The following is a 13,929-nucleotide window of genomic DNA, read 5'->3' on the forward strand; positions in this document are numbered from 1 at the left end:
CCCCGACCCGTTTGTTTACGTCCTCTTTCAAGGAGAACCTATGAACCTGCAGAATGATCTTTCGGAACTTGTGCGAGCCTGTTTCTCCGGGATCTGGCTCCAGAGTTTTGAGCACGACGACGCACTCCAGGAGATCGCCCGGATCTGTCATGATGAAGGCTGGAAGCTGGCCAGCTGGGATGTGGAGACGGGCCTGCACACCAGTGGAGTCGGTGATGTGGCCGGCACTTCGCCGCTGGCGGCGATCCGGGCCGCTGAGCAGTTGGCGGACAGTGAGGTTCCCACGCTGCTGGTGCTGACGAACTTTCATCGCTTCCTGGGAGCCGCGGACGTCCAGCAGGCGCTGGCTCGACAGATCATTGCCGGCAAACAAAGCCGGGTCGTGATCGTCGTGCTGGCCCCGGTGGTCCAGATCCCGATCGAGCTCGACAAGCTGTTTGTTGTGGTCGAGCATGAGCTTCCTGATCGGCAGCAACTGTCGGAGATTGCCTCGGGAGTCGCCACGGAAGCCGGAGAAATTCCCTCAGGGGCCGACCTGGACCTGCTGCTGGATGCCTCGGCCGGTCTGACCCGCCTGGAAGCCGAGAACGCCTTCAGCCTCAGTCTCGTTCGCAGCGGCCGCCTCACCCCGGATTCGATCTGGGATCTCAAGGCGAGTACGCTCAGGAAGTCCGGTCTGCTGCAGTTGTATCGCAGCCAGGAAAACTTTGATTACCTTGGAGGTCTGGAGAGTCTCAAGGCGTTCTGTCTACGGTCACTCTACCAGGTCAGCTCTGATGCGCGACGTCAGCCGCGAGGGGTCTTGCTGCTCGGAGTTCCCGGCACCGGGAAGTCGGCGTTCGCCAAAGCCCTTGGTGCAGAGACCGGTCGGCCGACGCTGGTGCTCGATCTCGGTTCCTTGATGGGCAGTCTGGTCGGTTCGACCGAGCAGAACATCCGCCGGGCGCTTCAACTGGCGGATGCCATGGCTCCCTGCATCCTGTTCGTGGACGAACTCGAAAAAGCCCTGAGCGGATCGACCGGCTCCGGCCAGTCCGACTCCGGCGTCTCCACTCGGATGCTGGGAACGCTGCTCACCTGGATGAACGACCATACCTCGAACGTCTACGTTGTCGCCACCTGCAACGACATCTCGAAAATGCCGCCGGAGTTGACCCGGGCCGAGCGGTTCGACGGCATTGTCTTTCTGGATCTGCCGGGGCGTCCGCAGAAGGATCGGATCTGGAATCAGTACCTGCATCTGTTCGAGCTGGAGGACAACCAGCGGGTGCCGAATGATGACCAGTGGACCGGTGCGGAAATCCGGGCCTGCTGTCGTTTGTCGGCGTTATTGGATGTGCCGCTCGTGCAGGCGGCGAACAATGTTGTCCCGGTTGCAGTGACCGCCGCCGAGTCGGTTGATTCGCTGCGTCGCTGGGCCAGTGGCCGCTGCCTCGATGCTGAGAAGGGCGGGATCTATCAGTTAACGCCGGGCCGCCAGCGTCGGAAGTCCAGCGATCCCTCCAGTAACTGAGGGAGATTCCATGAACGATGTGCTGACCGACGATGATCTGGTTCTGCTGCGAGCGGCCCTGCAATTCTGGAGCGAAGAGCTGGAGCCGCATGGGCCGTCGGCCTGGCAGCCGTATCTGGATCGGTCGATTTCAATTCGGACGGGCAGTTCAGCACTGATCAGTACCGCTCAGATACCTTCCACAGCACTTAGGCCGAGGGGTGACATCGTCACCTCCGGCCTTTTCTTATTGGAGAGCTTCCTATGGCAATTACGACTGAAGCACAGAATGAGATCACAGGCACAGCTGGTTCTCGCCACCGGCTACAAGCAGCGATGATCGCCGCCCGGCTCAGCTTTATCTGGCTCGGTGTCCGCAAGTCTCTCAGTGTTGAACAGCGCGATCAGGCAGCAGACTCGTTCGGAGCCGAAGGCAAGTTCCTGTCGGCCGGCAAGAAGCTGCTCAATACGTCGCACCCCGCCTTCAAGAATGTGACCAGCATCAAAGGGCGGGCCATCAGCTACTGGAAGGGAGTTTCTCTGCCCTATCCAGAACCGGGCCTGCGACTGATTCGCCGGGATCACATCAAGCCGTTCGATGAGCAGATCGAGCTGTTCAAGGCTGAGCTGGCTGAAGCGGTGATCGAGCTTAATGATCATTACGACGAGCTCAGATCGGCTGCGCGGGAGCGGCTTGGTGATCTGTTCGATCCGAGCGATTACCCGCCTTCACTGCTCGATGCGTTTCAGATCGAGCACGACTACCCGTCGGTCGAGCCGCCCGACTATCTGCGGCAGCTCAATCCGGAGGTCTACGAGCAGGAAGTAAAACGGGTGCAGGCCCGCTTCGATGAAGCTCTGCAACTGGCCGAACAGGCCTTTATGGATGAGCTTTGCCAGTTGGTCTCGCATCTGACCGAGCGGCTGAGCGGACATGACGACGGTCGTCCCAAGGTCTTCCGCGACACGGCTGTCGTAAACCTGCACGAGTTCTTCCAGCGATTTCAGTTACTCAACGTCCGCTCCAATGAACAGCTGGATGCCCTAGTCAACGAGTGTCGCCAGATCGTCGACGGCGTCCAGCCTCAGGCCCTGCGAAACGACAGCAGTCTGCGGCAGCAGGTGAGCAGTCAGCTTTCTGGCGTGCAGTCGATTCTCGACGGCCTGCTCGTCGATCGTCCCCGACGACGGATCATCCGCACCTCGCGTTCGGAGAGCTGACCGAACCTAACAATCCGATTCTCACTCGCCCCGGTTGAGCAGCCTTGTCGCTGCTCAGCCGGGGCTTTTTTGTGGCCCTATTTGAAGGAACAACTCATGCGTCAATCTGAACTCAATCGAGCCGTGGCTTCGGCTACTGGTGAATCAATCGCCACGATCAAGCGGCTCGGCTTTCTGCTCTCTGATCCTGATACGGCATCAAGACCTGAGAGGGATTGCGAACCTGCGATGTTGGACTGGGATGACTGTCTCATCGCCGATGACGACGTCCTGGCCGACATCGCTCCAGAATCCCTGGTGGCGTGAGGCCATGACCAGCACGACCAAACGCCAGCCACGTCGAACCTGGATCGCGGCGGCCCGAATCTGTCACCGCAGCAAACGGCACAAGGGGCGGCGACAACCTCGTCGGAAGCCCCGTCCGCAGCGGCGGTCCTTTCCTGTTTTTCACTGACTCGCACGAAGGAAACTCTCATGAAGGTCCTCTTTATCAACAACGATGGAGGCGGTTTTGCAGACTACGTCGAAGTTTCCGAAGGCATGACGGTGATGCAGCTCTTCGAGCGGCACACGGGGTCCAGCAAAGCTCACAACTATCTGATTCGGGTCAACCGCCAACCTTGCTCGGCCGACCAGGTGCTGCAGGAAGGTGACCGGGTGTCGTTCACACCGACGAAGATCGAGGGAGCGGCCGTGCCACAGTCGTGATCCCAGTTCCGCTCGTTAATTCCATGGCCGCTCAGCCACCACGCTGGGCGGCCTTTTGCCTTGAAAGGAAAGACCATGACTCCGATGGACCAATCACTCCTGCGGGTGGCGATTGAAATCAGCAGTCACTTGAACATGGAGACCGATCGCGGAGCCATCTGGCTGCCGGAACAACGCTGGCTGCAGCTTGTACGGCTCCGGTGGCGGTATGACGTGGCCCGGCAAAGAAAGTGGCATCACGCCGCTAATCTAACCTTCAACCAGCTCCAGTCCGTGTTGAAGTCGCTGCAGCAGGATCTTCTGCAGTTGAATGCAGCGATGGAAGTGACGCCGCGAGTGGTCACCGCGTCAGCCCGCGAGATCCTGGCCGACCTGCGGGCTCTGCGAGACGAGCTCGAGGAGGTCACCATTGATCGCAAGCAGAAAGAGATCTCCGTCAAGACGGAGGCGATCTGTCTGCAGAACATCGACCTCGGACGCTTCGAGATCCGACTGAATTACGCCAACTACAGCGACGACGCCGGGCATTACCGCGTGATCGCGCTGGAACCCAACCCGGCCTGTTCCAACGATAGTGTCACACATCCTCACGTCCAGGATGAAGACCTGTGCGAAGGCGAAGGTCACGCGACGATCGATATGGCGCTGCGGCAGGGGCGACTGTATGACTTCTTCACGATCGTGGCCAATCTGCTGCGGACCTACAACGACAGCAGTCCCTATGTCGCCCTCTCGGCATGGCAGGCCGTCAACTGTATGGACTGCGGCCACGCCATGGATGCCGATGAAGGCTCGGACTGCGAGAAGTGCGATACGCCCGTCTGCGAAGACTGTTCCGTGATCTGTCCCAACTGCCTTCGCAGCTACTGCTGTGGCTGCACCAGCGAATGCGAAGGCTGCTCCGAGCGCTTCTGCCATGGCTGTCTGAGTACCTGCGTCGACTGCGACGCTGATTTCTGTTCCTCCTGCCTGACCAATGAAAGGTGCGAATACTGCGATGAACAACAAAACGAAGAAGAGACGGAGTCCACAACTCCCATCGTTGCGATTCAGTCCGACGGCCTGGGCGAAGCTGCTGTTTCTGCGTGACTACGGTGACACCGAAGTCGGCGGCTTCGGGATCTCCGCCGCTGATGACCTGCTGCTGATCGAGGATATCCAGCTGGTGCGGCAGACCTGCTCCTGGGCTCATGTCGCCTTTGAGGATGACGCCGTCGCCGAGTTATTCGACGAGCAGGTCGATGCGGGGCGGAAACCAGAACAGTTTGCCCGGGTATGGATTCACACACATCCGGGAGATTGCCCGCAGCCAAGCGGAGTCGACGAAGAAACGTTTGAGCGAGTGTTCGGGAACGCAGATTGGGCCGTGATGTTCATCCTCGCTCGTGGAGGTGACTGCTACGCCCGCCTGCGATTCAATAGCGGTCCCGGCGGTGAAACTGAACTGTCAGTCGAGCTCGACTATGGTCGAGAGTTCAACGGCAGTGACTTTGATAGTTGGGAGATTGAATACCTGCAGAGCGTGGACGTCGAAGTTGTTCAGAAGATTGCGAAACGTCCTGCCGTGACGAACAAGTCGTCAGGAGACGTCCGAGATCAGCCCCAGGAACTGGCGTGCTCAGTCGACTGGGAAGACGAATGGATGTCCGAGTTCAGTTTTGCCCATCGAAGCGAGGAGGAATGTGATGACATCTTCTGAAAATGTACCGGATCGATTCAGTCGGCAGCGGGATCTTGTCCCCATGGAATGTCTTGCTGAGACCACGGTGACGGTGATCGGAGTCGGCGCGATCGGGCGGCAAGTTGCTCTACAGCTGGCGTCGATTGGAGCTCGGAAATTGCAGTTGATCGATTTTGATATCGTCGATCTGACGAACGTCACGACACAGGGTTATCTCTACGGGGACATCGGTCAATTAAAAGTTGATGCGACTGCAGATGCGATCTCCCGAATCGATCCCTCGATCGAACTGGACGTAGTTCAAGACCGCTTTCGGCCCACGCAAGCAGTCGGGGAAGCGGTGTTTTGCTGCGTGGATTCAATCTCCGCCCGAGGGGCGATTTGGCGATCGGTTGCCGAACTCTGCTCCTTTTGGGCCGATGGTCGCATGCTGGGCGAAGTTGTTCGCGTCTTGACCTCGTCCGATGGAGATAGTCGACGCTACTACGGCGATACACTCTTTGGCCAGGCGGAGGTTCAAAGGGGAACGTGCACGTCGAAGAGCACGATCTACGCAGCCAGTATCGGCGCTGGGATGATGACTCATCAATTCACTCGCTGGCTCCGAAGTATTCCCTCTGATTGGGATGCAACCCTCAACCTTCTTGCAACCGAATGGGCACCCACCGAACGATGCCATTCAATGGAAACTCAAGGTAGATAAGTACCAACGGAATAACTTTGCACCTTGGTAATTCTGATTGTGATTCTGTGCTGGTATCAGGAGGGGTAACGAGACGAGAGCTGACCAGGATTCTGCTCCAGCAGCAGTTCCCGATTCAGTCACCCCGGACTATCAACGTTTCTGAAGTTCAATGGGCCGTCTGTGGGCGGTCCGTTGAACTTTTTCTTAGCTATCCAAGCAGCGCTTCCCTGCGAACCACAGCGCAACGGAAGCGAACCAGGATACACTTCAGGCTGGAGCTGACCGAGAAAGTACATTGCTGTGGTTCGCCATGCGATCTGTGGCAGAGTGGCCAGATCGAAATGTTCAACAGCCAGTTTCGCTGCGAGTGTTTGGCGTGCGGGGCGTTCACGGATCTGGCAGCGGGCCGGAGGGCGATCAATGTCTGGCGCAGGCATACAGTCATCGCGGTGATGACCAGTCGGTCTGGCAGTTTCGATCGCGCCCTGGGGGATCTCTGAAACTGAATCCAACCGGAAGCGGGTAATGTTATTGTCCTTTGAGGCGTCCGGTGTTCTGCTTTTTCCTTGTATGGATGTTTCCGCGGCTCGATCTGCTGCAGGTATTGATGGCTCTTATCGAATTAAAAGATGTTCGCAAGGTATACGATCTGGGCGAAATCCAGGTCGTCGCCCTAAATGGTGCGACATTCAAAATTGAACGCGGCGAGTACATCGCTCTGATCGGTCCATCCGGTTCTGGCAAGTCGACGCTGATGAACACGCTGGGATGCCTGGATCGCCCCACGAGCGGAAGCTTCAAGCTGGATGGCGAAGAGATCGTCACAATGACCAAAGACCAGCGGGCGAGAATTCGCAATCAGCACCTGGGCTTCGTCTTTCAGAATTTCAATCTGTTGTCGCGGACCACGGCGTTAGAGAATGTGGAACTACCCTTGATGTATACCAGAGGGATAAAAGCCCGCGAACGGCACGAACGTGCCAAAGCCGTGCTGGAGAGCGTGGGGCTGGGTGACCGGATGGATCACCATCCCAGTCAACTGTCCGGGGGACAGCAGCAACGAGTCGCGATCGCGCGGGCATTGATCAACGAGCCGTCGATTCTGATGGGTGACGAACCAACGGGGAATCTCGACTCGAAGACAAGCCGGGAAGTCATCCATCTCTTTCGCGAACTGAATCGCAATAACGGCCTAACCGTTATAATCGTTACCCATGATCAGAACGTTGCTCGCAATGCGGATCGAACGATTGTGTTACTCGACGGGGAAATTGTCGCCGACACTCGCGACTTCGATCAGGCCATGGAATCCCTACAATCGCGCGAAGACATCGAGATGTCAGAAAACGATTGACCGTTGCAATGAAAACATGCAAACCAGACGGCATATAATGCGATGACTGAAGTATGTCTTCCTTCAAAGCCATCGCTGTTCTCATTCTGCTGATTTCGGGACTCGTCTGTACAGGCTGCCGAAATGCCCGTCAGGCTCGAGCTGTGGTCATTCCCGAGTCTAGACATCTCACTTATCGTTCGCCCGAATCACTTCCTCTCACTCCGCTGCCGTCCTATGCAGACCCGCGTACTGTCTCATTTCTGGACAACACGCAGGAAGACTTGAAGCTGTCGCTGGACGAAGCCATTCGGATCGCCCTGAGCAATTCAAAAGTCATTCGGGTGCTTGCTGGCAACAGGGCGGCTTCCTCAGGACAGACAATCTACGATCCCGGTATCGCCAATACCGCAATTGACCAGACCCGTGGTCGCTTCGATCCGAATCTTTCCATCAATAATACATTCTCACAGAATGAGCAGGCCAACGGCATATTTATTCCCGTTGATCCGGGAGCTCGTATCGTGGGGACCGACACTGATTCCTACGTGTTGGACGGCAGCCTGACGGATCTGAATGCTCTCGGCGGTACGACAGGACTTCGGGTCGGTGTCAGTCAATCCGATATCGATCCTGGACTGTTTCCTCTCAATCCGCAGACGAATAGCTTCACCGAGCTGAGTTATGTCCAACCCCTGTTGAAGGGCGGCGGTGTCGAGGCAAACCTCGCTCCAGTGTTGATCGCCAGTATCGAAACTGAGCGATCATTTTTTCAGTTGAAAGGGAGCGTCCAGGATCTGGTGAGAGGCGTTATCGAAGGGTATTGGTCGCTGGTGTTTGCCAGAACCGATCGCTGGGCAAGAGAACAGCAGGTCGAACAGGCCACAAAGGCCTATGACCGTGAACTGGCCCGTAAACGGCGTCAGTTAGCCGATCTGGGCGATGTCTCTCAGGCCCGGGTTGCGCTCGCGAATTTTCGCGCCAATCTCATTGCAGCGAAAGCGAATGTGCTGCAGCGGGAAGCTGCCTTGCTGAATATAATGGGGCTCTCTCCGGTCGATGTTGGGGAAGTGATTCCGTTGACTCCCCCACACTCACAGAGGCTTTCTTTCGAGTGGGCGGAGCTGATTTCGCTGGCCGAACGGTATCGTCCCGACATCGTCCAGCTGAAACTCATCATCGAAGCCGACTATCAACGAGTCATCCTTGCAGAGAACAGCGCCAAACCACGCCTTGATGCAATCGCTTCCTATCGCTGGGATGGTCTGCAGGGACGCACCCCGTCCGGATCAACAATTTCGACAGACGGTGGTGAGTACACCGACTGGACGCTCGGCGTGAATTTTTCGGTCCCATTGGGGCTACGGCAAGGGCGGGCTGAATTGAGGCAACAAGAACTGGTCGTCGCGCGGGATCGAGCTAATCTTGACCAGGGACTGCACAGTGCGACGCATCAGATCGCCCTGACGATTCGCAATCAGGATCAATTTTACGAACAGTATCAGGCGTTCTTAGAGGCTCGGGCCGCTGCTCAGGAGAATTTGCTAGTGCAGCAGGCGGAGTTCGTGAATGGTCGTACGATCTTTCTGAATGTTCTACAGGCGATTACCGACTGGGGAAACTCCGTCAGTGCTGAAGCGCAGTCATTGAGCCAGTACAACACGGAACTCGCCAATCTGGAACTGGAAACAGGCACGATTCTTGAGGCACACGGAGTGCGGTTCAATCAGGAACGAAAGTGCTTCATCGCTCCATGCGGCATCTTTTCCGAGGCTTGCTATCCCGCAGCCATTCCTCCCACGGAAAATAGTCCGCGTTACCCCGCAGGTGATGAACCTGCTGAACAGTCGTTCGATCTACAAAATCCAATCGAAGATGGCTTGGGAAATCGACGAATCGATCTGCCGTCGAAGACGAACGACGATCGGAATCCCTTGCCGTTATTCGAGCCGCCCGTATTCGAGAAAGACCGACCGAATGAATCAATCGAATCTGATCCCAAACCGGCAGAGACCGCGCCATTTCCGTCGACCGATCCACTATTCGTACCGTAACGCATCAATGGGGTCGAGTTGGCTGGCGCGTCGGGCCGGATAGAAGCCAAAGAAAACCCCAACACCGGCGGCAAAAAGAATTGCGGTAATCGCGGCCGGGATCGAAACGATGACAGGCCAATCGACTCCAGTGGAATATGCATTGATCAGCATCGTAATTCCAGTTGAACCAGCAATTCCCAGTGCAAAGCCTATAATCCCGCCAATGCAGGAGAGCAGAACCGACTCCACCAGAAACTGAAGTAGAATATCGCGACTGCGCGCACCAACCGCCATGCGTATTCCAATCTCGCGTGTTCGCTCCGTCACGGAAACCAGCATGATGTTCATGATGCCCACGCCGCCGACGAGCAGGGAAATTCCGGCGATAGCCGCCAGCATGGCTGTCATCGATCCGGTAATGACTCCCAGAATGTTCGCAATCTCAGTTGTGTTCTGCACTTGAAAATCATTTGGCTGCCCCGGCGCGATTCGATGACGATCGGCCAGGAGATTGCGGATTTCATTCTCCGCGGACTTCATGTTACTGACAGTGCGAGCCGAAGCCATGATCAGATGCACTTCATTGAAACCTGAACCGTTCAATCGCTTACGAACAGTGGTGTAAGGCATGAGCACGACGTCATCTTGATCGTCGCCAACGATGTTCGCCCCCTTTGTACCCAGTATTCCGATGACACGAAATGGGATATTGCGTATCCGAATCGTTTCTCCCAAGGGACTTGTGGTCTGAAACAAGCGCTCAACAATCGTTTGTCCAATGACACAGACTTTGTCGGAGTTTCCAACTTCTCGCTCGGTAAAGAATCCCCCGAGTCGCAAATCCCAATTGCGGACCAGCAGATAGTCTGGACCGACTCCAAACAGTTCTTTTGGTTTCCAGTTGTTGTTCCCGTAAATCACCTGGCCACTCGTGCCGACAATGGGGGAGGTCGCCAGGACATCGGCGCAGTTTTCAGCAATTGCAATGGCGTCATCCGAGGTGAGACTGGGAACGGTTCCCTGACGCACCCCACCACGCTGACTTGAACCGGGCATGACCATAATCAGATTGGTCCCCAGGGTCTCGAATTGTCCTTTGATCAGCGCACTCGCGCTTTGGCCAACGGAGACCATCGTCGTTACGGCTGCGATGCCAATCACCACTCCAAGAACGGTGAGACTCGCCCGAAGCTTGTTTTTCAGCAATGCCCGAATTGCGATCCTGAATGTGATCATATTTCAAACGCTCGATCCAGATCCCGACGGCACTATTTCGTTTCCAGTCCCACGACGAGTTCCTGATCAGGTTTCAGTTCGCCGGAAACAACTTCGCTAAACTTATAGTCGCTGATTCCGGTCACGATAGGAATCGCCTTGAGGAGATGACCGTCCTTGACCCAGACATGCCGCTTCTTTCGATTCTCGTCGGCCGAGGCCTTTTGACTGGCTGGCGCCACATCTCGATCGTCGGCATCATTGCTGTTTGCAGTTCCATCGATGATGGCATGGTCTTCGGCGCGGACGTGTTCCCTTGCGGGGTAAAACCGCAAGGCGGCATTGGGCACTTTAAGAACGTCACTCTTTTGTTCTATCTGAAAGGAAATATCCGCCGTCATGCCGGGTAGCAGTTTTAGAGAGGCATTCGAGGCAGAAATGACCACCGGATAGGTGACGACATTCTGATTGGTCGTTGGGCTCAATCGAATTTGCCATATTTGGCCTTCGAAAAGCTCGCCGCGGTAAGCATCGACGGTGAACTGAACGATCTGACCTGCTTCTTTCGCTTTCCGAATCTCCCCAATGTCCGCTTCATCGACCGAGGCGAAAATGTGCATCTCTTCCCGCATGTCGGGTGCGATGATGAACAGTTCTGGCGTTTGAAATTGTGACGCCAGCGTTTGACCGGGTTCGATCTTCTTATCGATGACGATGCCACTGACCGGCGAAGTGATTCTGGTGTATTCCAGATTCGCGAGTGAGTTCTCCAGATTGGCCTTTGCCTGATCGATCGAAGCCTGAGCCAGTAGCACTTCCGCCTCAAGTCCGATTCGGGCGAACTTATACTGATCAAGTTCCGTGTCGGAAATGTACTCGGGATTGTCGGACTTTAGTCCCAGCGCCCGCTGCTCATCATTACTTGCATTCTGCAAGCGGGCTCGGATTCGCTGTAAGTCGGCCTGCCGCGTCGCCAATGCAGCGCGATCGCGTTCCACGCTGGCCTTGTAGATTCGTGGATCGATCTCAGCCAGCAGATCTCCCTCATTGACTTCATCGTTGAAGTCGACGTGCAGAGCTTCAATCGGCCCGGAAACGAAGGAGCCGACATGCACGGAGAGCACTGGTTCGATGCTACCCGTTGAGTTGATGGTCTCAATGATCTCCCCTTGTTCGGTCTTCGAAGTCCGAAATTGGGGACGGTTTCGTTCCGCCCAGTACTCCAACGCCGGCTGGTAAGCAGCAGCGGCCAAGCCTCCCAGGAGAAGGAGAACGATCGTCAGCTTGATGAGAAGTCGCATAATGATTGTAGAGCGATTGAGCCGAAACGCGGAGCGCAAATGTGATGATCTTGACCTCCGTGAATCTATCCTCGGAGTCGGGGTGCGCAATCGGCAACGTGTTTGATTACTCCGAGAACCGCAACGCGGTTTCAAAAATCACTTCGGACGCTGCGCGGTCAGATTCAAACAGAGTTACGCCTCGTATCCATGATTCACCCTGACTGCTCCAAGGATATCCCTCGGATGGCAGACGGCGTTTCCACCCCAATCGGCATAATCGAAAGAATCTGCATATTTATAGCAGCAGAAGCCATTGGAGGATCGATTGCAGCCGCAGTTTTCCCGATAACTCGCTGATAGGCGGTTCTTCCGTCCTTACATCGTATCAGGGAGGTTACGAATGTCTGCACAGCCTGGAGGACTGCCCGAGAGATGTCCACCTCTGGACAAACTCGCCATTGCCGCAACCATTCTCATGGTTGTTTCACTCTGCGGATGTCAAACAGGCTTTCGGCAGTATATCAAGAACGGATTCAAGGTGGGGCCCAACTATCGTCGCCCCGTCGCCCCTGTTGCAAATGACTGGATCGACTATGCCGATCCCCGTGTGAATGTCGCCGATGCTGACTATTCGGCCTGGTGGACAACATTCAATGACCCGACCCTCAATCATCTCATCACAAGCGCATTCAGCCAGAATCTCACGTTGAGAGAAGCCGGGCTGCGTGTGATGGAATTCGAATATCAACGGAATGTTGTGGCAGGGAACATCTTTCCCCAACAACAGGAACTGTTCGGAGATTACACACGAAATCTTCGAAGTGGTGCATTCGGTCCAGGCCCACGATCAACCAGTACCTGGAGATTTGGCAGCCGTCTGGCTTGGGAACTCGATTTCTGGGGCCGCTTTCGCCGAGCCATCGAACGGGCCGACGCTCAACTCGATTCGTCCATTGAAAACTATGACGACGTCCTGGTCTTGTTGCTGGCGGAAACCGCGACAACCTATGTCGACTTCCGCACGACAGAACAACGATTGCAATTCGCCCGTCAGAACGTGGAATTGCAGACGGAGAGCGCTCGGATTGCGGCGAGGAAACTTGACGCCGGTGCCAAAGGGGGAGAAATTGACGCCCCGCAAGCTGCTGCCAATCTGGCGCAAACTCGTGCGATCATGGAAGAACTGGAAATCTCTCTGCGACAGTCGCGCAACCGCCTTTGCGTGCTTTTAGGGATGCCTCCCCACGATCTTGAATGCATCATGAACCAGAATGTTACGTCTGGAGTGAATGTCATTCCCCGGGCTCCACGTGAAGTCGTGATCGATGTTCCAGCAGCCCTTCTCTTACGGCGTCCCGATGTCCGCCGCGCCGAACGCGAAGCCGCCGCCCAGAACGCGGAAATCGGAATTGCGGAAAGCTCCTTGTATCCGCACATCAGCATCAATGGCTCTTTGTCATTGGAAGCGCCTTCGTTTGGAGGGTTGTTTGGCGGCGACGCCTGGGCCGGCTCGATCGGTCCGGCATTTCGCTGGGATGTTCTGAACTATGGACGACTCCGCAACAATATCTATCAACAGGACGTCCGGTTTCAACAGCTGGTCACGCGGTATCAGCAAACCGTTCTTCTGGCAAATGAAGAAGCCGAGAATGCTATCGTCGCGTTTCTACGGTTTCAGAACGAAGCTGTCTTGCTCGAAGAAAGTGTTCGAGAAGCTTCGGAAGCCGTACGGGTTGCGACAGTGAACTACGACGAAGGGGAGTTCGACTTCAACCGTCTGTTTACCCTTCAGCAATTCCTGGTCTCTCTGCAGGACCAGTTGGCTGTTGTTCAAGGAAATGTGTGCCGCAGTCTGATTCAGCTGTACCGCGCTCTGGGTGGGGGTTGGGAACTTCGTCTTCGGGCTGACCCGCGCGGCAGCTGTCCGCCCGGGAACACACAACTTCCTGAATTCTCACTTCCCGATCAGCCGACTCGTATCGATCTCGAAATCGATCGCGACTGGAATTCAGGTGTTGAGCTCGCTCCACCCGCTCTTGTCGTGCCAGAGGAACCTCAGCCTTTTCCGGTCGAATCAGTGCCTGCCGTCGATACCGACACGAACTGAGCCCAAGCCAACCAAAAGTGGATCACATGCGAACGTTCCTAAGACAATTCTCCATTGCTTTGATCGCGTATTGTGTCGTCGGAATATCGATGTCCTGCGACATTTCCGCTGCACAAAACCCAGCATGTTCCGATCACTGTTACAAAGTAATTGTCCCAACCCATCCCG

Annotated in this window: 13 protein-coding genes; 11 read left to right on the plus strand and 2 right to left on the minus strand. The window is 55.9% G+C overall.

Going from position 1 to position 13,929, the window contains the following annotated elements; genetic code table 11:
* The first annotated feature begins 40 nt into the window (after positions 1-40).
* The 10 genes from L1A08_RS10950 (at position 41) to L1A08_RS10995 (ending at position 9,174) form a co-directional block, all read left to right on the plus strand.
* On the plus strand, positions 41-1,513 hold the full coding sequence (locus tag L1A08_RS10950) for an AAA family ATPase (protein ID WP_238756434.1): 1,473 nt from the start codon (positions 41-43) through the stop codon (positions 1,511-1,513).
* Between the two features lie 10 nt (positions 1,514-1,523).
* Positions 1,524-1,832, plus strand: a complete 309-nt coding sequence (locus L1A08_RS10955; protein WP_238756435.1) for a hypothetical protein — start codon at positions 1,524-1,526, stop codon at positions 1,830-1,832.
* Complete coding sequence (locus L1A08_RS10960; protein ID WP_238756436.1) at positions 1,829-2,713, plus strand: hypothetical protein; 885 nt, start codon at positions 1,829-1,831, stop codon at positions 2,711-2,713. Before L1A08_RS10955 ends, L1A08_RS10960 begins: the two co-directional genes overlap by 4 nt.
* A 96-nt stretch (positions 2,714-2,809) precedes the next feature.
* Positions 2,810-3,019, plus strand: coding sequence for a hypothetical protein (locus L1A08_RS10965; RefSeq protein ID WP_238756437.1), 210 nt, complete (start codon positions 2,810-2,812; stop codon positions 3,017-3,019).
* 168 nt (positions 3,020-3,187) lie between these two features.
* Complete coding sequence (locus L1A08_RS10970) at positions 3,188-3,421, plus strand: MoaD/ThiS family protein (RefSeq protein ID WP_238756438.1); 234 nt, start codon at positions 3,188-3,190, stop codon at positions 3,419-3,421.
* Positions 3,422-3,496: 75 nt separating this feature from the next.
* Positions 3,497-4,510, plus strand: a complete 1,014-nt coding sequence (locus L1A08_RS10975; RefSeq protein ID WP_238756439.1) for a hypothetical protein — start codon at positions 3,497-3,499, stop codon at positions 4,508-4,510.
* Complete coding sequence (locus L1A08_RS10980) at positions 4,464-5,120, plus strand: hypothetical protein (protein WP_238756440.1); 657 nt, start codon at positions 4,464-4,466, stop codon at positions 5,118-5,120. The genes L1A08_RS10975 and L1A08_RS10980 overlap by 47 nt, the downstream gene beginning before the upstream one ends.
* On the plus strand, positions 5,107-5,805 hold the full coding sequence (locus L1A08_RS10985; RefSeq protein ID WP_238756441.1) for a ThiF family adenylyltransferase: 699 nt from the start codon (positions 5,107-5,109) through the stop codon (positions 5,803-5,805). The genes L1A08_RS10980 and L1A08_RS10985 overlap by 14 nt, the downstream gene beginning before the upstream one ends.
* Positions 5,806-6,394: 589 nt before the next feature.
* Positions 6,395-7,141, plus strand: coding sequence for an ABC transporter ATP-binding protein (locus L1A08_RS10990; protein WP_238756442.1), 747 nt, complete (start codon positions 6,395-6,397; stop codon positions 7,139-7,141).
* 53 nt (positions 7,142-7,194) lie between these two features.
* Positions 7,195-9,174 carry a TolC family protein gene (locus L1A08_RS10995; protein ID WP_238756443.1) on the plus strand — a complete coding sequence of 660 codons (1,980 nt, stop codon included), beginning with the start codon at positions 7,195-7,197 and terminating at the stop codon, positions 9,172-9,174.
* Here L1A08_RS10995 and L1A08_RS11000 read toward each other — a convergent pair.
* A complete protein-coding gene (locus tag L1A08_RS11000; RefSeq protein WP_238756444.1) occupies positions 9,160-10,392 on the minus strand; it encodes an ABC transporter permease in 1,233 nt (410 codons plus the stop codon). The two genes, L1A08_RS10995 and L1A08_RS11000, sit on opposite strands and share 15 nt — an antisense overlap.
* A gap of 32 nt (positions 10,393-10,424) precedes the next feature.
* On the minus strand, positions 10,425-11,672 hold the full coding sequence (locus L1A08_RS11005; protein ID WP_238756445.1) for an efflux RND transporter periplasmic adaptor subunit: 1,248 nt from the start codon (positions 11,670-11,672) through the stop codon (positions 10,425-10,427).
* A 382-nt stretch (positions 11,673-12,054) separates the two neighbouring features.
* On the opposite strand from L1A08_RS11005, the gene L1A08_RS11010 reads away from it, so the two are divergent.
* A complete protein-coding gene (locus L1A08_RS11010) occupies positions 12,055-13,761 on the plus strand; it encodes an efflux transporter outer membrane subunit (protein WP_238756446.1) in 1,707 nt (568 codons plus the stop codon).
* Positions 13,762-13,929: the final 168 nt, after the last annotated feature.

Source organism: Rubinisphaera margarita, from assembly GCF_022267515.1.
In the GTDB taxonomy this organism is placed as follows: domain Bacteria; phylum Planctomycetota; class Planctomycetia; order Planctomycetales; family Planctomycetaceae; genus Rubinisphaera; species Rubinisphaera margarita.

Bases quoted from the DNA above. Each gene is read 5' to 3' on its own strand.
- L1A08_RS10950 (WP_238756434.1), top strand. From the start codon at position 41: ATGAACCTGCAGAATGATCTTTCGGAACTTGTGCGAGCCTGTTTCTCC.
- L1A08_RS10955 (WP_238756435.1), top strand. From the start codon at position 1,524: ATGAACGATGTGCTGACCGACGATGATCTGGTTCTGCTGCGAGCGGCC.
- L1A08_RS10960 (WP_238756436.1), top strand. From the start codon at position 1,829: ATGATCGCCGCCCGGCTCAGCTTTATCTGGCTCGGTGTCCGCAAGTCT.
- L1A08_RS10965 (WP_238756437.1), top strand. From the start codon at position 2,810: ATGCGTCAATCTGAACTCAATCGAGCCGTGGCTTCGGCTACTGGTGAA.
- L1A08_RS10970 (WP_238756438.1), top strand. From the start codon at position 3,188: ATGAAGGTCCTCTTTATCAACAACGATGGAGGCGGTTTTGCAGACTAC.
- L1A08_RS10975 (WP_238756439.1), top strand. From the start codon at position 3,497: ATGACTCCGATGGACCAATCACTCCTGCGGGTGGCGATTGAAATCAGC.
- L1A08_RS10985 (WP_238756441.1), top strand. From the start codon at position 5,107: ATGACATCTTCTGAAAATGTACCGGATCGATTCAGTCGGCAGCGGGAT.
- L1A08_RS10990 (WP_238756442.1), top strand. From the start codon at position 6,395: ATGGCTCTTATCGAATTAAAAGATGTTCGCAAGGTATACGATCTGGGC.
- L1A08_RS10995 (WP_238756443.1), top strand. From the start codon at position 7,195: ATGTCTTCCTTCAAAGCCATCGCTGTTCTCATTCTGCTGATTTCGGGA.
- L1A08_RS11000 (WP_238756444.1), bottom strand. From the start codon at position 10,392: ATGATCACATTCAGGATCGCAATTCGGGCATTGCTGAAAAACAAGCTT.
- L1A08_RS11005 (WP_238756445.1), bottom strand. From the start codon at position 11,672: ATGCGACTTCTCATCAAGCTGACGATCGTTCTCCTTCTCCTGGGAGGC.
- L1A08_RS11010 (WP_238756446.1), top strand. From the start codon at position 12,055: ATGTCTGCACAGCCTGGAGGACTGCCCGAGAGATGTCCACCTCTGGAC.